General features: G+C 41.7%; 25 protein-coding genes and 2 riboswitches. All 25 genes read left to right on the top strand.

The genetic code is table 11. From position 1 onward, the window contains the following. Window positions 1–165: 165 nt before the first annotated feature. The 25 genes from ASD40_RS10830 to ASD40_RS10715 all read left to right on the top strand — a co-directional run bounded on the left by ASD40_RS10830 (window position 166) and on the right by ASD40_RS10715 (window position 22,214). Window positions 166–438: an alpha/beta-type small acid-soluble spore protein gene (locus ASD40_RS10830; RefSeq protein WP_057303303.1), complete on the top strand. Its 273-nt coding sequence runs from the start codon at window positions 166–168 to the stop codon at window positions 436–438. A 333-nt stretch (window positions 439–771) separates the two neighbouring features. Then, a complete protein-coding gene (gene metK, locus ASD40_RS10825) occupies window positions 772–1,977 on the top strand; it encodes a methionine adenosyltransferase (protein WP_057303302.1) in 1,206 nt (401 codons plus the stop codon). A gap of 206 nt (window positions 1,978–2,183) precedes the next feature. Continuing rightward, the gene (locus ASD40_RS10820; RefSeq protein ID WP_235549219.1) at window positions 2,184–2,489 is read left to right on the top strand and encodes a hypothetical protein; all 306 of its coding nucleotides are present in this window, start codon (window positions 2,184–2,186) and stop codon (window positions 2,487–2,489) included. 201 nt (window positions 2,490–2,690) lie between these two features. After that, window positions 2,691–5,294, top strand: coding sequence for a stalk domain-containing protein (locus ASD40_RS10815; protein ID WP_057303300.1), 2,604 nt, complete (start codon window positions 2,691–2,693; stop codon window positions 5,292–5,294). 94 nt (window positions 5,295–5,388) lie between these two features. Continuing rightward, window positions 5,389–6,576, top strand: a complete 1,188-nt coding sequence (locus tag ASD40_RS10810; protein WP_082562164.1) for a sensor histidine kinase — start codon at window positions 5,389–5,391, stop codon at window positions 6,574–6,576. After that, entirely contained in the window at window positions 6,554–7,279 is a 726-nt protein-coding gene (locus ASD40_RS10805; protein ID WP_029194926.1) for a response regulator, read from the top strand. Before ASD40_RS10810 ends, ASD40_RS10805 begins: the two co-directional genes overlap by 23 nt. Before the next feature lie 69 nt (window positions 7,280–7,348). Beyond that, the gene (locus tag ASD40_RS10800) at window positions 7,349–7,744 is read left to right on the top strand and encodes a hypothetical protein (RefSeq protein ID WP_057303299.1); all 396 of its coding nucleotides are present in this window, start codon (window positions 7,349–7,351) and stop codon (window positions 7,742–7,744) included. 47 nt (window positions 7,745–7,791) lie between these two features. Continuing rightward, window positions 7,792–8,505 carry a hypothetical protein gene (locus ASD40_RS10795; protein WP_057303298.1) on the top strand — a complete coding sequence of 238 codons (714 nt, stop codon included), beginning with the start codon at window positions 7,792–7,794 and terminating at the stop codon, window positions 8,503–8,505. Further along, the gene (locus tag ASD40_RS10790; RefSeq protein ID WP_057303297.1) at window positions 8,505–9,740 is read left to right on the top strand and encodes a helicase-related protein; all 1,236 of its coding nucleotides are present in this window, start codon (window positions 8,505–8,507) and stop codon (window positions 9,738–9,740) included. Before ASD40_RS10795 ends, ASD40_RS10790 begins: the two co-directional genes overlap by 1 nt. A 118-nt stretch (window positions 9,741–9,858) precedes the next feature. Continuing rightward, window positions 9,859–10,026 carry a hypothetical protein gene (locus tag ASD40_RS38535; protein ID WP_235549218.1) on the top strand — a complete coding sequence of 56 codons (168 nt, stop codon included), beginning with the start codon at window positions 9,859–9,861 and terminating at the stop codon, window positions 10,024–10,026. Beyond that, window positions 10,023–10,523, top strand: a complete 501-nt coding sequence (locus ASD40_RS10785) for a ComF family protein (RefSeq protein ID WP_235549217.1) — start codon at window positions 10,023–10,025, stop codon at window positions 10,521–10,523. The genes ASD40_RS38535 and ASD40_RS10785 overlap by 4 nt, the downstream gene beginning before the upstream one ends. Window positions 10,524–10,638: 115 nt before the next feature. Continuing rightward, window positions 10,639–11,061 (top strand): flagellar protein, encoded by a 423-nt coding sequence (locus tag ASD40_RS10780; RefSeq protein WP_156389966.1) that lies wholly within the window; start codon window positions 10,639–10,641, stop codon window positions 11,059–11,061. Window positions 11,062–11,163: 102 nt separating this feature from the next. Next, window positions 11,164–11,442: a flagellar biosynthesis anti-sigma factor FlgM gene (gene flgM / locus ASD40_RS10775; RefSeq protein WP_056832213.1), complete on the top strand. Its 279-nt coding sequence runs from the start codon at window positions 11,164–11,166 to the stop codon at window positions 11,440–11,442. A gap of 29 nt (window positions 11,443–11,471) precedes the next feature. Beyond that, a complete protein-coding gene (locus tag ASD40_RS10770) occupies window positions 11,472–11,972 on the top strand; it encodes a flagellar protein FlgN (RefSeq protein WP_057303295.1) in 501 nt (166 codons plus the stop codon). Window positions 11,973–11,984: 12 nt separating this feature from the next. Continuing rightward, entirely contained in the window at window positions 11,985–13,550 is a 1,566-nt protein-coding gene (gene flgK / locus ASD40_RS10765; RefSeq protein ID WP_057303294.1) for a flagellar hook-associated protein FlgK, read from the top strand. Window positions 13,551–13,574: 24 nt separating this feature from the next. Further along, complete coding sequence (flgL, locus tag ASD40_RS10760; protein ID WP_082562163.1) at window positions 13,575–14,489, top strand: flagellar hook-associated protein FlgL; 915 nt, start codon at window positions 13,575–13,577, stop codon at window positions 14,487–14,489. 15 nt (window positions 14,490–14,504) lie between these two features. Next, window positions 14,505–15,071 (top strand): DUF6470 family protein, encoded by a 567-nt coding sequence (locus ASD40_RS10755; RefSeq protein ID WP_057303293.1) that lies wholly within the window; start codon window positions 14,505–14,507, stop codon window positions 15,069–15,071. A gap of 68 nt (window positions 15,072–15,139) precedes the next feature. Next, the gene (gene fliW / locus ASD40_RS10750) at window positions 15,140–15,574 is read left to right on the top strand and encodes a flagellar assembly protein FliW (protein WP_056832222.1); all 435 of its coding nucleotides are present in this window, start codon (window positions 15,140–15,142) and stop codon (window positions 15,572–15,574) included. Continuing rightward, entirely contained in the window at window positions 15,568–15,801 is a 234-nt protein-coding gene (gene csrA, locus ASD40_RS10745; protein ID WP_056832224.1) for a carbon storage regulator CsrA, read from the top strand. Before fliW ends, csrA begins: the two co-directional genes overlap by 7 nt. Before the next feature lie 171 nt (window positions 15,802–15,972). Beyond that, window positions 15,973–16,782, top strand: a complete 810-nt coding sequence (locus ASD40_RS10740) for a flagellin N-terminal helical domain-containing protein (RefSeq protein ID WP_057303292.1) — start codon at window positions 15,973–15,975, stop codon at window positions 16,780–16,782. 154 nt (window positions 16,783–16,936) lie between these two features. After that, on the top strand, window positions 16,937–17,893 hold the full coding sequence (gene fliD / locus ASD40_RS10735) for a flagellar filament capping protein FliD (RefSeq protein WP_056832228.1): 957 nt from the start codon (window positions 16,937–16,939) through the stop codon (window positions 17,891–17,893). 53 nt (window positions 17,894–17,946) lie between these two features. Further along, window positions 17,947–18,303, top strand: a complete 357-nt coding sequence (locus tag ASD40_RS10730; protein ID WP_056832231.1) for a flagellar protein FlaG — start codon at window positions 17,947–17,949, stop codon at window positions 18,301–18,303. A gap of 10 nt (window positions 18,304–18,313) precedes the next feature. After that, window positions 18,314–18,703 carry a flagellar export chaperone FliS gene (gene fliS / locus ASD40_RS10725; protein WP_057303291.1) on the top strand — a complete coding sequence of 130 codons (390 nt, stop codon included), beginning with the start codon at window positions 18,314–18,316 and terminating at the stop codon, window positions 18,701–18,703. After that, window positions 18,700–19,068, top strand: a complete 369-nt coding sequence (locus tag ASD40_RS10720; protein WP_057303290.1) for a hypothetical protein — start codon at window positions 18,700–18,702, stop codon at window positions 19,066–19,068. Before fliS ends, ASD40_RS10720 begins: the two co-directional genes overlap by 4 nt. 127 nt (window positions 19,069–19,195) lie before the next feature. Then, window positions 19,196–19,286, top strand: a riboswitch (cyclic di-GMP riboswitch). Window positions 19,287–19,364: 78 nt separating this feature from the next. Then, window positions 19,365–22,214: an IPT/TIG domain-containing protein gene (locus ASD40_RS10715; RefSeq protein WP_057303289.1), complete on the top strand. Its 2,850-nt coding sequence runs from the start codon at window positions 19,365–19,367 to the stop codon at window positions 22,212–22,214. After that, a riboswitch (cyclic di-GMP riboswitch) is annotated at window positions 22,213–22,305 on the top strand. (Overlaps the previous gene by 2 nt.) Window positions 22,306–22,307: the final 2 nt, after the last annotated feature.

Genomic DNA, 22,307 nt, shown 5'->3' with positions numbered 1-22,307 from the left:
CTGCATGTATTTCAATATAAGTCTTCTCCATAATTTTACCCAATCTGACAAGTTCTTATGCGGTTCGACTTCAGGAATCTAGCCATACTAGTGGTGTACTCACATCATCGGCAATAGCTTATGGAGTGTCGTAATCACAACAAAAACTCTAAGGAGGCGTTTGTTATGGCTAGAAACAATAATAAAGTGGTTCCTGAATCAAAAAAAGCATTAGATATTTTAAAGTATGAAATTGCTGCTGAATTAGGTTTGCCTGTTGGTAAGCAAATGTCGCTTCATGCGGATACAGAGTTTGCTACGGAATTGGGTTCGATTCCTTCTTCTTCAATGAAAGAAGACTACTGGGGACATATTTCATCGAGAGATGCTGGGGCAGTAGGAGGAACGATTACTAAAAGACTGATTCAGAGGGCAGAAGAAGCGCTATTTTCTTTATAAATTTTGAGGAATTATTCATAATTTCTTCACGGTTTGCTGCATTGACACTAGACGACAAATGACGTAAGATAACTAATTGAAGGTCAATATTTAATTTAACCTTTTCCAATCGGGAAAGGTTCATTTTTTTGTTGTCTTTATTCATGAATTACTGTTTGTATTTTATTTTTTACCATTGCGGAATTCAAGGATCTTGTCAGCGCTTGAGCGCAAAAGAGGGATTCCGTTTGGCGTGAAAAGCTGCCGCTAAAGCCGGGCCCACTTTTTTTTCATATAGAGGCATCGTGTAGAAGCTTTTCAAACATACTAAATGATATTAGGAGGATGAATGATATGGCGCAAGTACGTGGACGTCGTTTATTTACATCCGAATCCGTAACAGAAGGTCATCCGGATAAAATTTGTGACCAAATTTCTGACTCGGTATTGGATGCATTTCTTGCCAATGATCCGAATGCTCGTGTAGCATGTGAGGTATCTGTAGCAACTGGTTTGGTTTTGGTAATCGGTGAGATTACTTCAAGCTCTGAATATGTTGATATTCAAGCGATCGCTAGACAAACAATTAAGGAAATTGGTTACACGCGTGCAAAGTATGGTTTTGACTCCCAAACTTGTGCAGTTCTCGTTTCTTTGAATGAACAATCTCCTGACATTGCACAAGGTGTTAACAGAGCCCTTGAAGCAAGAGAAGGTTCGATGTCTGATGAGGAAATTGAAGCAATCGGTGCTGGTGACCAAGGTCTGATGTTCGGATTCGCGGTTAACGAGACGCCTGAGCTTATGCCTCTTCCAATCTCGATTTCTCACCAATTGGCTCGTCGTTTGACTGAAGTTCGCAAAAATGGAACTCTTCCATACCTGCGTCCTGATGGTAAAACTCAAGTAACGGTTGAGTATGTAGATGATAAACCAGTACGTGTTGATGCGATTGTTGTATCCACACAGCATGGTGAAGAAGTAACTTTGGAGCAAATCCAAAAAGATATTAAAGAACATGTCATTAACCCAATTGTTCCAGCTCACTTGTTGGATGCAAACACAAACTATTTCATTAACCCGACTGGCCGTTTCGTTATTGGCGGACCTCAAGGGGATGCTGGTTTGACTGGTCGTAAAATCATCGTTGATACTTATGGTGGTTACGCTCGTCACGGCGGCGGCGCGTTCTCTGGTAAGGATCCAACAAAAGTTGACCGTTCCGGTGCTTATGCAGCGCGTTATGTTGCGAAAAACATCGTTGCAGCTGGACTTGCTGAAAAATGTGAAGTTCAATTAGCTTACGCAATTGGTGTGGCTCGTCCAGTGTCCATTGCTGTTGATACTTTTGGTACAGGTAAAGTAAGTGAAGAGAAGCTCGTTGAGCTGATCCACTCTAACTTCGACCTTCGTCCTGCGGGCATCATCAAAGAGCTTGACCTGCGTCGTCCAATCTACCGTCAAACAGCTGCTTATGGTCACTTCGGCCGTAATGATCTGGATGTTCCTTGGGAGCGTACAGATAAAGCTGAGTCTTTGAAAACACAAGCATTGGTTTAAAATTAATGAAAGTCGTCCTTATTGGGCGACTTTTTTGCATTTCGTAATAACTAGAAATCAAATAAACAAGAACAAATGTTTGTATATTTCCTTTTTATATGGTATAATATATATGTAGTCGGAAGATGCATGAGGGTCAATTATTATGGTATATTGGTAAAACAGATTAAGTAAATGGATCGGGAGTGATGATGTTGGAGAGTGAATTGAAAGAAACACTAACCGCGTTACTTAGGGCTGAATTATCACCAGTAATAGAGAGATTAGATGGAATTGACAATCGACTAGGCAGTATCGACGGACGATTAGATGGTATCGACAATCGATTAGATGGTATCGACAATCGATTAGACAGATTGGAATTAGAACAAGCTCAAATCAAGCAAGCTGTTCTGGAGACCAATGAAACGGTGAAGAGAAATGAAGTCATTCAAGAGCAGCAGCATAGGATTATCGAGCTCCTATCGGCTCGGTCCATTGAACAAGAAGCTAAAATAAAACGAATTTTGTAAATATATAGCTTATGCATCTCAAGCAGAGAGCAGATCCGAATAGGGTCGTGCTCTCTTTTTTATTGCTGTTCTTCGCCATATTTTTGACGTATAAATACAACTTCTCTCAGATCGTAACTTTTTCACTAGTTTAAGAGTCTAATAGATATCCGAAAAGATAGATACTAGTCTTAGACTGAAAGAGGAGAGTGGAAAAGCAACATGACGGTACAGAAGCAAGTAGGAATGGGTGCGCTGGCTTGCGCATTGGTATGGCAATTGGTTGCGGGGACTACGGTAAACGCGGCAGGGCCGACGTTGACACTTAGTTCGCAGGAGACGATTACATCTGGTGCAATTATGAAGAATTACATTTGGACGACAACTAGGAGCAATAAGGACGTTTCGGTGAACGCCAATGTGGTAGAGGTCGATTTGACGAATCCGAACGTGAAGATAGACGCAATGGCTGGAACGAAGAATCAGTTCACAAAGAATCAGAGTGTTCTGGGGATGGTGAAGGATACTGGTGCTGTGGCAGGTGTGAATGGGGATTTCTTCAATACACAAGCGGAAGGTGTTCCGGAAGGAGCGCAAATCACGAATGGTCAAGTAATGGCGACCCCGGCGAAAATATCTGGACTTTATTCTTTTGCAATTACGAAGAGTAATCAACCGATTATTGATATTTTTGATTTTCAAGGCAGGGTGACGGCGAAGGATGGGACTTCTTTTGAGCTTGGCGGTGTGAACAAAACGTATTATTGGGACGACAATGATGTCGCGATGATCGCAGATGGACTTTTCCTCTATACGAATGCTTGGGCTTTAACGCAGCGTGCGGTAGATGGAACCCATGTTCCAACAGAAGCACTCATACAGAATGATGTAGTTAAGGAAATTGCCGTAGATACGAATATTAAAATGGTTGCTCCTGCAGATGGCTATATCCTCAGAGGCTCTGGTCTAGCCAGGGAGTTTATCGTAAATCACCTCAAAGTCGGAGATAAGATCACTACCAAATATGATATGGTCCCGCATGATGCGTCTAAGACGTATGATTGGAAGAATTTTAAAATGCTGATTGGCGGCAGCACACTGCTAGTGGATGAGGCGAAGCCGAGTTATTTTACACGTAATATTGGAGATTTCAGTGGCTACAGCCCACGTTCCCGAACAGCAATAGGCTACTCCAAGGATATGAAGACAGCTTATATTATTACTTCAGATCGTAGTGCAGGCAGTGCAGGAATGACGCTCCCGGAGCTTCAGCAGTTTATGATTAGTGCTGGCGTTTGGAGAGGGATGGTCCTGGATGGCGGGGGATCGACGCAGATGGTTTCAAGACCACTCGGAGATTTTGATCCGAAGCTTGTTAATAAAACAGAGAATGGCAATCAGCGTTCCGTTGTAAATGGTGTGGGTGTGTATTCGACGGCACCGAAGGGCGATTTGAAGGGACTTATTTTAAAAGGTCAAAATATTTTATTCATGAATGAATCCAGCACTTATCAATTTAAAGCTTATGATGACTATTATAATCCGATTTCTGTAGAGGGTATTGTTCCACAGTGGAGTAGTTCCACGACGAATGGAGCGTTCAAAGATAATGTTTATACAGCGACATTACCAGGTAAGACCCAAATCATTGCCAAGTCAGGCAAAGGTTCAGCATCGATGGATGTCGAGGTTGTAGGAAGAGATCAGATTACTTCGATGAAATTTAACTCAGGAGCCTTTTCACTTACAGAAGGTGGGGATTTCAAGCTGCCTATATCTGTAACGACTAGGAGTGGCGCAACACGTGAATTGCCAGCGGCATCTGCGTCCTGGGAGCTAAGTGGGGTTAAAGGGACTTTGAAAGACGGTATTCTTCATGTGGATAGCGCTTCGGGCTCTCAGGCTGCTCAGGTTATTGCGAGATATGATGGTTATAGCACGATGGTTACCCTGCCTGTTGGCCAGGAAAAGGTTTGGTATGATCTAGATAAATTTGCGGTTATGACAACAGGTGATAAGTACCCGGCAGAAGTTGTTTCAGCTGTAAATATTGTACCAATTAGCGGTAATCAGAGTCTGGAAATCTCGTATGATTTTACAAAAGGAACAGGTACGAAAGCAGCTTATGCTAGATTCAATGGGATGAATGGTGCTCCGATTGAAGGAGAACCGGAATTTATTACAGCCAAAGTGCTCGGTGACGGAAGCTTTAACTGGGTGCGTGCAGAAATCATTGATGCGAACGGTAAGTTGAATTACGTAAGTTTTACTGAAAATATGAACTGGACAGGCTGGCGCAAGGTAACGGCTGATGTGTCTGACCTCAAATTCCCGATCAAGATCAAGAGTGTTTATGTCGCTAATCCAGCGAATGGACAGGATGAAAGGGCCTCAAAAGGGAAAATTAATATTGATGATATTTCTTTCATTTACAAAGGACAGCTAGCCGCTCTGCCGAAAAATACGATAAAATTGAATGTGTATAAGAAACAAGCGACATTGAATGATAAATCATATACATTGGAGCAGGCCCCGACGATTGTGAATGATAATACGTTGGTTCCTCTTCGTTTCGTAACAGAAGCATTAGGCGGTAATGTGAAGTGGGATGACAAAGAACGGAAGGTAACCGTCGTGCGAGGTGACAAGCTAATTGACCTGTGGATTGATAACGCTGATCTGCTTGTAAACGGAGATCGTGTGACCGCTGAAGTGTCTCCAAAAATCATGAATAATGTGACGATGGTGCCTTTGCGACTCATTTCAGAGAAATTAGGCTTTAAAGTAGGCTGGGAACCTAAAAATTATGGGATTACAATCGAATAAATAGTGCTAGAAGTACACGGCAAACGGGTAGAACTATGATACAATATGGGGTAGACTAATTTCTAATATTGTTTTATAAAGGAGCTCGTTTCATTTGCAGCCAGACGCTATAGATCGTGTCATTAAAAACGCAATTAACGTCATGGAGAGCAGCAAGTATCAAATGTTTGAAATCGCTGAAGCTTCTCGTTTGGAAAAAGAGTCACTTACTCGCGAGCTCGAAGATATTAAGTATGAAACGAGTGTTACTATCGAGCTGGTTGACAATTTGGAAAAGGATTACAAGCGATCTCGTATTAGACTTACGGAGGTCAGTCGTGATTTCAACAAGTACCGTGAGGAAGATATCAAGATTGCTTATGAAGCCGCGATTGCTTTTCAATTACAGCTGACAATTGCTAGGGAAAAAGAAAATAATCTTAAAACTCGGCGCAATGATCTGCAGGTTCGCACGAAAAATGTGGACAAGCAGGTGGAGCGAGCAGAAACAATCGTATCGCAAATGAATGTGGTACTGGAATATTTATCGGGCGACCTCAATCAGGTGACTCGTATACTCGAATCCGCCAAGAACAGGCAATTACTCGGTTTGAAGATTATTTTGGCCCAAGAAGAAGAGCGGAAGCGTATTGCGCGTGAAATTCACGATGGTATGGCTCAAACTTTGGCGAATGTTGTGCTTCGAACTGAAATTGCCCAGCGTATGCTTGTAAAAGAGGATATTCCCGCGGTAAAGGAAGAATTAGTAGATTTGAAGGGTCAAGTCAGAGGGGGGCTTGAAGAAGTTCGTAAGATCATCTTCAACCTCCGTCCGATGGCGCTCGATGACTTAGGAATCGTTCCGACACTGCGTAAATATGTACAGGATTTCGAAGAAAAGCATAGAATTCGCACACAGTTTAATCTCGTTGGCAAGGAGACTCGCATTCCGTCTGGGCTTGAAATTGCTATTTTCCGACTTGTGCAGGAAGCTTTATCTAATGTAAATAAGCATGCGAAAGCTACTTTCCTATCTGTTGAACTCACACTGGAGCCGGATCAAGTGCAAATCTACGTGGTGGATAACGGGATCGGTTTCGACGTGCCGCAGACAGAACAAAGAATAGCCAAGGGAAATAATTTCGGCTTGCTGGGCATGCGTGAGCGTGTTGAGCTGCTGGAAGGCACGATGGTTCTAGAGTCCGAAAAAGATTCAGGTACAAAAATTACGATGCTAATCCCTATCGGCGGCGTTGGAGAGAACAAGGAGGAAAAACAGAATGGACAACACGGCGAGTCATAAACGCAATGTGCATATTGTCATTGCGGACGATCATCAGCTGTTTCGCGAAGGTGTTAAACGAATTATTAATATGGAAGATGATATGGAAGTCATCGGCGAGTGCGGTGATGGTATCCAGGTTATTGAGCTGTGCAATCAAATCACGCCGGATATTGTTCTCATGGATATTAATATGCCGCTTGAGAACGGCGTTGTGGCGACCGAACGGCTTAAGCTTATATTTCCGGATATCAAAGTTATCATTTTATCCATTCATGATGATGAGAGCTATGTATTCGAAACTCTTCGCAAAGGGGCTTCAGGTTATTTGCTGAAGGATATGGAAGCGGAGTCGCTCATTAATGCGATTCGTTCCGTAGTGGCGGGTCATGCTTACATTCACCCGAAGGTTACTGGCAAGCTGATTAATCAGCTTAGACGTATGACCTATTTGGATGATGTGGGTGTAGTTGGTTCCGGCCAAGGCGTCAAAGATTCAGGTCTTAAATACATACATAATGCAAATAGCCCGTTAACCAAGCGAGAAGCAGAAGTTCTACGTCTTATGGCGGAAGGTAAAAGCAACAAGCTGATTGGAGAGTTCCTCTATATCAGTGAAAAAACAGTGAAAAACCACGTCAGCAGCATCCTCCAAAAAATGGAAGTTGATGATCGTACACAAGCGGTTATTATAGCAATCAAAAATGGTTGGGTAACGTTGTAATCTCCATTTTACGATAAGGAACCCCCCTTAACTTTGCAGCATACACTGCAGGTAAGGGAGGGACCCGCTATGTGGATTGGATTGCTTTGGATCTTAGGTTGCTACGGAATCAGCATTGCTGTGCTCCATTTATTGCTCGGAACCCGCAGAGGTGGAAGCAAGAAAACGGCAAATGTGCTGCTCGTCACCAAAAATAATCAAAACCAAATTGAATGGTATATTCGCTCCTTGTTTTTCTTCTCGCGATTTAAGGGCAACGAAGTGAAGGCAACGATATTCGATGAAGGATCGTCCGACGATACGAGGAAAATCATTGAGCGCTTATCCCATAGCCATTCGTTAGAGCTGCGATATCAGACGGATTATGATGCGGTTGACCACTATTTACGTCAACACGATAATGAGCCCGTGACTGTGGTTCATCTAAGCAGCAGGGAAGATCTAGTGAAGATCCATGTCGGTTGAAGGCAATGGTTTCAAGTACTTAGTTTACAAAGAGAGTAAGGTGAGGAATGAAGGTTCAACTTTACGCAGTTTGTTTGGGAAAAGAATGGGAGTGGCGATTAACGATTCACTCGCAGACGGACATCCAATATTGGTTCGAGCAATACGCAGCCGACGCCGGCCTCGTACTGTTCGAACCTTTTATTTCGTTAGGGCAGGGTGTGCGATTGCTTGAGAGGCTGAAAGGGGAGCGTTCATTCGAATTCGAGACGGATGTTGGGAGTACGCTGCAGCGTTTTCGTCTGATAGCAAAAGAATGTGAGATACCGAACGGTAATGATTCGGATATGAAAATGATTCGCTATGCAATCTGGAGGCAAGGAATGTCTCCAAGAATACCGTTGAATGCCACGGTATACGCCAAGATTGTCGAAGCTTGCAGCGGGAGGTCGCTGCTTATTGAGGAATTCCAACAGCTTTTGGAGGCTGCTGGAATAGATCTCCACCCTGAGGATGCTTGGTTATCTTACTTGCAATTGGGTCATCTCAACGGTGACTTAGAAGTGGGGAATGGACTGGGGATTGTGGAGCGCAGAGATTGGCGCAAAGGATTTCGGAAAATGTGGACTTATCGCTGCAAGCGCTGTGGTAGTGGTGAGAAGCGCATGTTTTGGTCGGACTGCCTACATTGTGGACAAGCGTGTCCATATTGTGAGGAGTGCCTGACCATGGGGAGATCGCGGTTTTGTTCTTGCTTATTCTTGGGAGGTCGGAGGAAATAGTGCCAGTTGGGAAGGGAGTGGTGGAGTTTCGTTGGGGACATAGTGACCAGGAGAGAAGTGCTCCATCTGAGCATTTTCGAACTTATTTGGAGCCATGGGGGCTGAGTGATGCACAAGCGAGGGCGTCTCTGGAGGGACTAAGATATATAAGCGGGGAGATGGCAGAGGTCGGACCGTGGGCACGAGCAAGAGTAAAAGCACGTGCTGAAAGGAACTATCGGATGCCTCGGAAGTTTCTGATCTGGGCGGTTACCGGCGCGGGAAAGACGGAGATGATCTTTCCATTAATCCATCACACCGTTGCGAGAGGAGGGCGTGTACTTATCGCGACACCACGCAAAGACGTGGTGCTGGAGCTGCAACCGCGAATAGGACGCGCATTTGTCGATTACAGTGTGGTGACACTGTATGGTGGAAGCGAGCAGCGCTGGGAGCAGGGGCAGATCACGATCGCGACAACCCATCAGCTGCTGCGATTTCATGAGGCCTTTGACCTTGTCATTATTGATGAGATCGATGCTTTTCCCTATCATAACAATCCCATGCTTACTTATGCGGCAGCTAAAGTCTGTAAGCCAAGCGGAACGAATATTTTGCTTTCAGCCACACCGCCGAGAGCTGTAAGGCTCGCTGTAAAGAGGAGGCGATTACCGCATGTTCGAGTGCCGGTGCGCTTTCACAGGCATCCATTGCCTGTTCCTCTTTTGATTTCGGTTCCACCTTTGAGTAGAGTGGTACAGTCACAAACAATGCCAAGGTCAGTATTTGCTAAATTGGTGACCTCGGTGGAACGAGGTGCGCAGGTGTTTGTTTTCGTCCCCAACATTCAGTTGGTTGAGCCAATGGTTAGTCTTCTAAGGGCTAAACTAAGCCATGGCATGAGTGAAACTGTTCTGTCTGTTGAAGGAACTTCATCAAAGGATCCTGCTCGAACTGAAAAAGTCCAGCTTTTTCGAAACAGAGAGATCCATGTGCTGGTCACAACAACGATTTTAGAGCGAGGAGTCACGGTGCCAAAGTCTGATGTGTTCATTATGGATGCTGACTCGCAGTTATTTGATGAAGCAGCGCTCGTTCAGATGGCTGGGCGAGCAGGCAGGTCGCAGGACGATCCAGCAGGGAAGGTCTATTTTGCAGCAAAAGAAATCACGCAATCTCAAAAGGAGGCTATTCGACAAATTAAGCAGATGAATCGCATCGCTCGTAAACAGGGCTATTTATTAAGGGGGAAATGAATGAGCTATCAGCAATTGGATATGAGAATTTTGATTAAAAAAGTGATGGGTTCGGTGGCGTCACTGTTTAGTCCGTTAAGAAAAGAATGTTTACTTTGCAAGCAGAATAGCACTCTCCATGTTGGTGAATGTGGACTTTGCCATTCGTGTTACTCACGAATTCCGTGGATTAGAGAAGTGTTTTGTCCAACTTGTGGACGAGGGGAGTTTTGCTCAGACTGCCAACGTAGGCCGCATTCCTATTTTATTAGAAGCCGCAGCGCTGTCAGATATGATGAAACGATGAAGGAATTATTGGCGCGGTATAAGTATCGTGGAGATGAGCGTTTGAAAACGGTCCTCGGACAAATGCTTGTACATTCGTATCATTTGTTACATATGGATAGAGACACTTTACCAGTAGAATCCGATTCTGTGAAGGTGCTTATCACTTTCGTACCTGTGAGTGGGCGTAGGATGCTGGAACGTGGTTTTAACCAAGCGGAGCAGATGGCTGTTGAACTAGGTCAGAGAATAGGGATTCCTGTCATACCCCTTCTTAAGCGTTCCAAGCATACAGATAAACAAAGTTTCAAGAAGAGGAGCGAACGGTTGGACGATTTGGAGCATGTTTTTGAGGTGAATGACTTGAATCATGAGTATTTGAGAGAATCCTCTGCAACTTCGTTTGTTATATATATTGTGGATGATGTTTATACGACTGGGAGCACCATGAATCAATGTGCCAAGGTTCTTAGAGAGTACATATCTGCCGAAGTATTCGGACTAACGTGGGCACGGTAGCAGGAATTGTCAACACATCTGTCAAAAATATTAATATTATTGTGCAAACGCTGTCGAATTGCTGTAAACTGGAATTAATAATTGGGTAATGGGAATAATGGGAGGGGAATATACAATGGGCATGAATGTAGCTAATTGTCCGCGTTGTGGGAAAATATACGTTAAAGGCTTTAATGACGTATGTCCGAATTGTGTCAAAGAAATAGATCAGCAATATGAGAGATGTGTGAAGTATATACGTGAAAATAAAGGGACAAGCATTAACGACTTGAGCGAAGCAACAGAAGTTTCGATTAAACAGATAACTAAATTCATCCGCGAAGGACGAATTTCAATACTGAATGCGCCAAATTTGTCCTACCCTTGCGAAGTATGCAGTACTTTGATTAGGGATAAGACGATCTGCGAATCTTGCCGAAGTAAGTTAGCCAAAGATGTGAGGAACAATACCGAGGATGAGGTGCGGAGGCAAGAGTTAAACGCACAAAATAGCAGGGGGGCTTTTAATATTAAAGATCGTTTGAAGGACAGACACTAATAAACATAAACGGTAAGATATAAAGTTTCATATGCCGGATGCCGATAACAGTATTAATGATTATCGGTTTTTGTTCATTAAAGGGATAAAGAGGTGTAACCTATGAAAATCAATGAAAATCAACGAATTGGAAATATTAATAAATATACACAAAACAATGAGAGTAGACCTCTAAACGGAACGGAAAAGAAAAAAAGAAAAGATGAAGTGCAAATCTCTGCTGAGGCCAAAGAATTACTGGAAAACACGAACGGACTTGAAAGAAGTGAACATAGAAAACATATTGAAGAGCTAAAGCGGTCCGTTGATGCAGGAACTTATCGAGTTGACGCCCACAAAATCGCAGATAAATTGTACCCTTATTTACGTAGTAATAAGTAGTATATCTTGCAGAGAATAGGTGATTTCGAGTGTCTATTTCAGCCATTGTGGAAACGATGGAGGAGCTAATTTCCCTTCATGATGCCCTATTGGAGACTTCCAAGGTAAAAACACCGGTTCTCGTGGACAATCTGGTAGATCGATTAAACCAAATTGTCCTTAAAGAGAGCAAATTGATTAAGCGGATAGAGGAAATCAATCAACTTCGAATTCAATTGATTGGCGAATATTTGTTATCGAGAGGGTATAGGCCTGACCCACGAGTTAAAGTCAGTGATTTAATTAAAGTAATTTTTAAAGCTGAAGAGAAGAAGAGCCTTACAGATATACATGAGAGATTATCTAATAAGATTAAGGAATTAAAACAGGTCAATGAGTTAAATCAGAATCTAATTGAGCATTCGTTATCATTTATTGATTATTCTATAAATTTGTTGATGAATACACCTGAACAAGATGCCGTATACAGTAATCCTCATCAACAGTATCATGCGTCAGCAAGAAGCGGTTGGTTCGATACGAAAGCGTAAAGGAGTGCAATTATGAGATCCACATTTCATTTGCTGGAAACGGCGAAGCGTAGCTTATTCACGCAACAAGCAGCACTTAACACGACGGGACATAATATTGCTAACGCCAACACGCCTGGTTTCTCTAGGCAAGTTGCCAATACGACAGAAAGTATCCCTATTGAAGCCTTTGGCATAAACCGCTCCAATGCTCCTGGTCAACTTGGAACTGGGGTTGAAGTAACCTCGATTACTCGAGTACGCGAAAAATTTCTGGATGATCAGTATCGGAATGAGAATAAGGCATTTGGCAGCTGGAATATCCAGTCGGATACGCTTGAAAAGCTAGAAACGGTAATGAATGAACCTTCGGATACGGGACTCCGAACAGTTTTAGATAATTTTTGGAAATCATGGTCAGATCTGAGTAAAGACCCTGAAAATGTAGCAGGTCGTAAGATCGTTAGAGAAAATGCAGTAGCATTGGCAGATGCATTTCATTTTACAAGCGATAAATTAAAAGATTTACAATCAGACTTGACCAATAATATTGAATTAAAATCAAAAGAAATCAACTCAGTTTCTTCTTCGATTGCGAATTTGAATCTGGAAATCAAAAAAATCGAAAGCTTAGGCGACGATGCCAATGATTTAAGAGACCAGAGGGACTTATTAACCGATAATTTGTCGAAGATTGTAAACGTACAGGTTCTTGATACGCCTGATGGGTATACCATTAATATGGGTAATACAAATCTAGTAACTGGTGATACTGTCAATGCGACCACCTCAGCCTCATTAATGTCCGACTACTCTTCAGGTAATCTGAATAGTGGTGAAGTACAAGGCATGATAATCTCTAGAGATAAATTTGTGGCTGACTATCAAACGCAATTGGATACTTTAGCAAATTCGATTGCTAACGGTGACATTACGATTACTATACCTGCGGGGTCAGTCTTGCCGGATAAAACAGTTTTGAACGGCAAAGTCTATACAGGCGCGGCAAGAACACTTGCTAACGATTTAACGGTTACTGTAAAAGGATTAAACGGACTTCATAAATTAGGGTATACATTAGATAATCCCGTTCAATCGGCTCCGGATTTCTTTACTGCTAAATCAGGTTTTTCGACAATTACAGCTGAGAGCTTTCAATTAAACCCTATTATTGATAAGGATACTTCAAAAATTGCAACATCACTTAGAACTGATGTAACAGGTGCAGCTGAGACAGTTACAAAAGGAAATAATACCTTAGCACTATTGATGAGCCAGTTGAAGGACACTAAATTTAATTTTGATCCGACCAATTCTGGGGCCATTCTAAATTCAGGAACAGTTGATGACTTCTTCCGATCCATTGTAGGACAACTAGGCGTACAGGCTCAAGAAGCCTCCCGCCAATTAGATAACCAAAAAGCGCTCGTAGACCAAGTTGACAGCCGCAGACAGTCCGTAAGTGGAGTTTCATTGGATGAAGAAATGTCCGATATGATTAAGTTCCAACATTCTTATTCAGCTGCAGCAAGAGTTATGACCACTTTCGATGAAATGTTAGATAAAGTGATTAACGGTATGGGGATAGTAGGTAGATAATCGTACGTAGAGGAGGCATTATAAGTGGTCTTAAGAGTGACACAAGGAATGATCCAATCACAGTTACTAAGTAATATTAGTAATAATGTGAAACGAATGAGTGTAAGCCAAAACCAACTTTCTACTGGGAGAAAAATCAATAAACCTTCGGACGATCCAGTAGGAATTACATATGCACTTCGGTATCGCAGTGAAATTTCTATTAATGATCAATACCAAAGAAACATTGATGCGGCTAAATCTGCTGTTGACCATACAGACACAGTCCTATCACAAATAAACGACGTCATGCAAAGAGCTAAAGAATTAACGGTCCAAGGATTAAATGGAACTAATCCGCAATCTGCGCTTGATGCGATTGGCATCGAAATGGGACAACTATATGAAACTGCAGTAGGTCTTGGGAATGACCAGTTAAATGGGAAGTATACATTTAATGGGCAATTCACAGATAAACAACCCTATTCAATTGCTACAGCATCAGTAGATGTACCGGATGATCAGAAGATAAACTACCAGGTATCTGCTGGTATAACCATCCCAATAAATCAAACCGGAAACGATGTGTTTGGAGCTCCGGGCAACAACGACAACTTATTTAAAATTTTAAAGGGTCTGCAGGATGCTTTCTCTCCAAGTCCTCCTGGAACACCAGCAAATTTGACTGTGGCAAAGGGGTTAATGATCGATCTATCAAAACGATTTGACAATTTTCAAACGGTGCGATCTGAAGTAGGTGCGCGAGCTAACCGTATAGATCTCATGGATAACAGACTCAAAGATCTAGACGTAAACCTTACTGATCTTAGCAGCAAAACAGAAGATGCCGATATGGCGGAAACTATCACTAAATTAAAAACGGATGAAAATGTATATCAAGCATCTCTATCAACAGGAGCAAAGATTATTCAACCCAGCTTGATAGACTTCTTAAGATAATAAGGAGGTTCGTCTTTGAACATACCTAGATTATCTATCCGCCAAACGTATGCAGAGATTGGTATTGATACTCAGAATGCGCAGCTTGCTATTCAATCTCCGCCAGGGCAATTGGATATCAAACAGCAGGCTGCAACAATCGATATTACTAGTCCCAGTGGAGAATTAAGTGTTGATTCTTCTGCTGCCTGGAGTGCCTTAGGTAAGGGAAACCACTTGGAATGGATGAATCAAATTTATAGCCAACTTCAATCAGTAGCGCTGCAAGCAATCGGTAAGATTGTTGAAGATGGCAACCGAATGGCCATGATCACAAATCCTAGTAATCCATTTGCCGAGATCGCCGGAAACCAAATGAATGAACAAAACCCTGTGGAGTATGTAGGTGAGGCTTCAAACCTCAACGTGAAGCTAAATTATGAAATGAGAAAACCGGAAATTAATATTACGCCTCATAAAGCCGAGATTCAATATACGGCTCAGAAACCTCAGATTAGCTATACTCCGGGGAATATAGATATTTATGTAAAGCAAAAGAATTCAATAGAAATAAATGTAAGCTCTTATGATTGGTATAAGTAGGTTATCATCAATAATTTAAGGCAATAGCTAATGCTATTGCCTTAAATTATTGAAAAGGAGGATATAGAATGTTTGATTATATAAATGGGAAAACAATTAGCTTTAAAGGTTCAATTCTTGGCTTTAAGGAATTAGATTTATTTGAATTTGAGACAATTGATGAAAAGGGACCATTTGCTTATTTAAAGAGTATAGAAGAAAAAAGTATCGGTTTTGTTGTAGCTAACCCATTTACTTTTTTCCAGAACTATAGTTTTGAGTTGGATGAGAAAGATAAGACATGGCTGAAAATAAATACACACGAAGAGGTACTTGCACTTGGGATCATAACTTTAAAGAAACCATTTGAGAAATCAACAATGAACTTGGTAGCTCCGCTTGTTATTAACATTAACCATCAATCAGGTAGCCAAATTGTGCATGCACCTTCGAGAGACTTTAGTACCCAAACACCTTTATTCCCAAAATTCAACGAGAAAGGAATTGAGGGTGTAACATGTTAATTCTTACAAGAAAAAATGGGCAGTCTATTCTCATAGGCGAGAATATTGAAGTATTTATCACATCGATAGATGGCGATCAAGTAAAAATAGGCATCAATGCTCCTAATGATACCAGAATATATCGTAAGGAAGTATTTGAGGCCATTCAGCAAAGCAATAGAGAAGCGATTACTGAGCTTCCAAATATCGAAAATATGAGAAAAATGCTGAATTTAGAGGATGTTTAGTTAAATAGCTCTATAATAAATAGTGAAACGACAAAAAAAAAAAAAAATTAGTGAAAAAGAACTAAACTGCTATAAACTTTCTAATCGTTTCAGCCGAAATAATATATGTAAGGTCAAAGACCTATATAATCCACATGGATGTGGAATACAAAATTCAAGGAGGAATTACTCATGATTATCAACCACAATCTTAACGCAATGAACTCTCACCGCAACCTCGTGTTTAACAACGCACAACAAGGTAAGTCAAGCGAAAAATTGTCTTCCGGCTTCCGCATCAACCGCGCGGCAGACGACGCAGCAGGTCTTTCAATCTCCGAGGGAATGCGCTCCCAAATCAAAGGGATGAACCAAGGTATGCGTAACGCTCAGGACGGTATTTCTCTTGCACAAACAGCTGAGGGTGCAATGAACGAAGTTTCTGACATGCTGACGCGCATGAAAGAACTTTCGACTCAAGCGCAAAGTAGTACGTACAACAACACTGATCGTACAGCAATGGATTCTGAATACCAACAATTGAAAACAGCTATCACTGATATTGCTACAAACACACAATTTAACGGTATCAATTTGTTGGATGGTAGTGGTACTGCTGCTTTCACGATTCAAACAGGTGGCGGTGCTGCTGATCAAGTAATCATGGACATGACGAAAGCAGATATTACAGGTTTGACACTTGGTGGTGTAGGTACACAGGCATTGGCTACAACCGAAAGTGGTAACGTAGATACTGCTATCAAAGCGGTTAACGCTGCTCGCTCCGCACTTGGTGCATACCAAAACCAACTTGAGCATGTTTACAACAACACTAGTGTAAACACAGAAAACCTGCAAGCTGCAGAATCCCGTATTCGTGATACTGACATGGCTTCTGAAATGATGAATTACACTAAATTCAATATTCTTCAACAAGCGTCCACGGCAATGCTGGCACAAGCGAACCAAGCACCACAAGGCGTATTGCAATTGCTCCGTTAATCAACAATCAGTTTATACAAAGAAAGGTCTTCGATTTCGAAGGCCTTTCTTTTTTTTGCAAGAAATTTTCGAATTTCTTACAAAAAAGCTAATCAATGATACCACTTTGTACGATAAATATAGTAGACAATGAATAACTAAGGAGATGAATAGAATGGTTATGCGAATAACGGGTTTGTCCTCTGGGATGGATATTGACGGTATGGTCAGCAAGCTAATGAAAGCGGAGCAGCTACCGATCGATAATCTCAATAAGCAAAAAACAAAGAACGAGTGGCTACAGGATTCATACCGTGCAGTAAACACGGCTATTTATCCGTTAAGTGAACAGGGCAAGCAATTACAGTATAACTACAACTGGCCAACGGCTTCAGGAACGGATGCTAGTGGCAATCCTGTCTTCACGCAGGCTGATAAAGATGCCATTTACGCAAAAATAAACAGTTTTGTATCGACTTATAACGATACAAGCGTTGCTATGAAATCCAAGTTGGATGAGACGGTAGAACGGAGTTATCAACCACTTACTAGCGATCAAAAGAAGGCAATGAGTGATGTTGATATAAAAAATTGGGAAATTAAGGCCAAACAAGGTCTTCTTCGCGGAGACACGATTGTGTCTAAAGCATATTTGGATTTACGCTCCGATGTGACTACTGAGGTGACTGGAATAGCGTCTACCTATAAATCACTTGATGATATTGGTGTTACGACGGGTGCTTATAGTAAATATGATCCTTCCACTGCCGGAAAATTATATATTGATTCGACGAAATTAAAAGCTGCTATTGATGCGGATCCGCAAGCCGCCATTAATTTGTTCACGACACATGGTACTGGTACAGATCGTGGTATTGCACAACGGATCTATGAGGATGCTGGCAATACGATGTCGGAGATTTCGAAAAAGGCTGGTTCGACAAACGGATCATATACTAGCACTTATACGTCTTTGGGCAAGAAGGACAATGATCTCGCTCAAAAAATCGCAGATATGACAGAAAAGCTTAACAAGAAAGAGGACAACTTCTATAGAATGTTCAGCACGATGGAGACTGCAATTGAAAAAGGGAATTCACAAATGAGCTGGCTGCAAAGTCAAATGGGTTAATTACATGTAGTGGTAATCTTTGGAAATATGCTCAATGAAAAGGAGGAAACCTAATGGATATTCAATCCAAACTTCCCCATGCTCAAATGCCGTCAGTAACAAAGGATGTGTCTGAGCCGATTAAGGCAACCGGAGAGTATGCTGAAATAAAAGAAAAGAGCAAGTCACAAATACTAACGGTTGGGGAGAAAGCGTTACTTGATTCAATTAATAAGGCTAATAAAGCGGTTCAAGGAACCCCACATGAATTTAAGTATAAAATACACCAATCAACTGGTGATGTAATTGTACAAATTTTAAATAAAGATACCCAAGAAGTCATTCATGAAGTGCCATCTGAGAAATTTATCGAATTGGTGGAGAAACTTCAGGAGCTGACAGTGGGTACAATCATTGACGAGAAGAGGTGAAGAAGAATCTATGCTTCACGCACAGAACCAGTATTTAAACACCCGTGTCCAGACATCCTCCCCAGGAGAGCTGACTTTGATGCTTTATAATGGTTGTATTCTCTTTATTAAACAGGGTATTACTTGTTTAGAGAAACAAGATTTTGCAGGAAAACATACCAATTTCTCGAAAGCTCAGAATATTATCGAAGAACTTCAATCCACTTTAAACATGGAATATGAAATCTCCCACAATTTAAACAGTTTATATGCGTTTCTTCAGAGTAAGTTGTTCGAAGCGAATGTTAAGCTTGATTCCGAATCTGCTCAGTATTGTGTCACGATGTTTACAGAATTGCGAGATACATGGAATGAGGCGTTGAAGAACTTGAAAAGTGGGGAGAAGGTGCAAAAGGTATGACACATTCGACTCCTGTAAAGCATCTGTTAGAGAACCTAAGAGAAACAACGATTCAAATATCTCGATTAGATTTAGATGAAGAAGCAAATGAAAATTTGCTTCTTTCTTTACAGAATAATCAGGTTGAGTTGCGGCATCAAATCGAAGAAATATTATTGGAAGAGGGACGCTCTTTCAATGAACATGAAAAGCCATACATCAAAGAATGTTTTATGTTGGAACAAAATAATCTCGAAAAATTTATAACGATCCAACAATCATTGGTTGGAAAACTTCAGCGTATAAACTCTGGTAAAGTTTCACGAGAGCTATATCAACATGAAGAAGAGCAGAGTGTTGGCTTTTTCATCGATAAAAATCGGTAATACAAATATATTGTCGAAAAAATGAGGAAATACTTGTAAAAAGCGCCAGGGAAATACTTGCGAAATAAATAATAAGAAAATATACTAAACTAGTAAATAAGTATTAGTTCCAAAGGTATAGAAATTGAGAATATTTTGGCAAAACTATAGTGATATAGTGACGCAAAGCCATGGGTCTAATCGCTTATCTTAGTCGATCAGATCGCCAGGTTGCCCATTTGTTTGGTCATTCAAACAATAGCAACCTGCTATTGTTTTTTTGTATACATGATATCAAATTTGACGGAGGAATAATCATGAGACGAATAAAGCAATGGTTAGTAGTGATGCTGACCTTTAGCATGGTTTTTAGTGGATTGATGCTGAGAACTTCGGCAGCGGAAGCAGCAGTAAATGATTATGTAAGTGTAACCAAGACTGTATCCCCAACGACATTGACCACAGAGGATACAGCGGATGTCACGTTGAATATCACGGGTACCCCGCCAGTCAATGTAGTTGTGCCGAATGATGTCGTACTTATCATTGACAAGTCGGGAAGTATGGCACCGGGCTACAATAACGGTGAAGATAAAATGGCGAATGCAAAGGATGCCGCCAAAGGTTTCGTTGATTTAATGGATATGACAAAGCACAGGGTGGCGGTTGTAGATTTTTCATCAACCAATATGATCGGTAGCATCCCCTTTACAACGGATAAAGACATTGCTAAGAATTACATAAATGGAATTCAAGCAAATGGTGGTACGGCGACTGGCGATGCTATTCAGACGGCTATTAACTTGTTAGAGGATCATCGTACTGAAGCGCAACCAGTCATCGTCATTATGACAGATGGAGACGCTAACCAACCTTCGAACGACCCTTACGGGTATGCGAAACAAAGGGCACAGAATGCTAAGGATGCAGGTATTATAACCTATACAGTTGCACTGCTCCAATCGAGTGAGAATCCTGATACAAGTGGGCCGAACATATTGCTTAAAGAAATGGCCACAACAGCAGCACATCATCACTTCGTGCTTGGATCAACCGGTTTGGCTGAAATGTATGCAGCTATTGTTAAAGAAATTGGGTTGGCGAGCGCCTTTGATGTTGCAGTGACGGATATTGTCGATCCGAATTTTGAAATTGTACCTGGCTCGGCAGACAATAATATCCCTAAACCGACAATTACCGGCAATACACTAACATGGGATTTTAATGAATTGAAAAATAGCACTCTTTCATTCAATTATAAAATTCGTCCGGTAAGCAAAACGAAAACAGGGACATTCCCGATTTCGACAGCAAGCTCAGTTATTACTTATAAGGACTATGCAGGTGCAAGCCGATCGAAGTCCATTCCGAGTGTTAACGTTAATGTCAAGCTTCCAGCGCCTCAAGTTACATCGCTAGATAAGTCCTATGGTCATCCGAAGGGCGGAGAGACGGTTGTTATTAATGGGAATCACTTTGTCAACGGGGCAACCGTTCAATTCGGAACGATGAGGGCGAGTAATGTAGTGTTTGTGAGCGATACACAATTGACGGCAACTGCTCCTGCCGGGAAGCAAGGCATTGTTAGTGTTACAGTAACTAACCTGGATAGTCAACAAGCGTCAGCCTCTTACCAATATAAAGCTGATCCAATTGTCGCGGTCATAGATCCAAATAATGGGCCTTTGGATGGCGGTACGCTTGTGTATGTGACAGGGAACTATTTTATGAGCGGAATCTCTGTATTTTTTGGTGATAAACCTGCATCGGTAATCTATATGGATTCAACATATTTGAAAGTAACATCCCCGAAGGTGACAACGCCTGGTCCTGTTGACCTTATTTTTATGAATCCGGATAGAACGAGTGCTGTTGTTTCTGGAGGATATACGTACAATGAACCTCCGAAGACAGATCCGGAAATTACGTCAGTTATACCGAACACAGGTGTTATCACAGGCGGAAATCAGGTCTATGTCAACGGGAAAAATTTTAAATCTGGTATGACAATATTCATTGGTGGAAAACAGGCGTCTGCGACATATGTGTCTGCCTCGCAATTTTTGGTCACTATTCCAGCAGGTGACAGTGTGGGAACTGTAGATGTTGCAGTAGCAGATTTGAACAATAACTTATTCACGCTAACAGGTGCCTATACCTACACCGCTGTTCAGTATCCGATACCAACCATTACGTCGATTGTGCCAAATACAGGACTTGTAGCAGGTGGTGAAACCATCTATGTAAACGGCACGAATTTTGTAAATGGCATCTCACAAGTAATGATTGGCGGAAAACCTGCTTCTACAACTTACATGAGCAGAACAAGCTTGAGAGTAATAGTTCCGGCTGGAGACGCACCTGGAAAAGTGGATGTGAAAGCGATTAATGATACGAATGAAGCTGTTCTTACTCAAGGCTATGAGTATATGCTCCCGGCTATTAAACCAGTAACCGTAACAACTGTTTCTCCTAATCAAGGAAAAGTTATGGGCGGAGATATCGTGTATATATACGGTACGAATTTCATGTCCGGTGCAACTGTAGCATTTGGCTCAAACATTGCAAGCAGCACTTATGTCAATGCCACAACAATAAAAACTACAGTGCCTGCTGGAGCTGCGGCTGGCAAGGTTGACGTAACCGTAACGAATCCGGATGGTGGTACCGCTACCCTACCGCAAGGTTACCAGTACACAATCGTTACACCGACAATCACAAGCTTGTCACCAAACCATGGTAACAAAACAGGTGGAGACGTTATCTACGTTAACGGCTCGAACTTTGCTAGTGGAGCGAACGTAACGATAAACGGTGTGAACGCGACTGTAACTTTTATGAATAGTACAAGTTTAAAAGCGATTGTACCGAGCAGCCCGCAGTCAGCATCGGCAACCTTTACTTATGATAATGGACCAGTCCTTCCGGCGCCAAAAATCACAAGTATGTCGCCGACTACGAGTCCCGTAGGTTCTCTCGTTTATGTTAATGGTTTAAATTTTGCTAGTACTTCGAAGGTTTATTTTGGTGGAGTTCAAGCTACAACTATATATATGAACTCGAAGAGTTTAAAGGTTAATGTACCAAGCGGTTCCGGTGTCGTTAATGTCACTGTTGTCAACGCTGACGGACAAACAAGTAATGCTGTCTCATTTACGATTAATTAAATATATTTGGCAAACCTATAGAAATGTAGGGACGCAAAGCCATGGGTCTTCAATAGGACTAAGAAACTATTAAGATTGCCAGGTTGCGAAGTG

This window comes from Paenibacillus sp. Root444D2, assembly GCF_001426375.1.
Classification (GTDB): domain Bacteria; phylum Bacillota; class Bacilli; order Paenibacillales; family NBRC-103111; genus Paenibacillus_E.
Note: the sequence above shows the minus strand (reverse complement) of the source record. Positions and strands in the feature narration are given on the sequence as shown.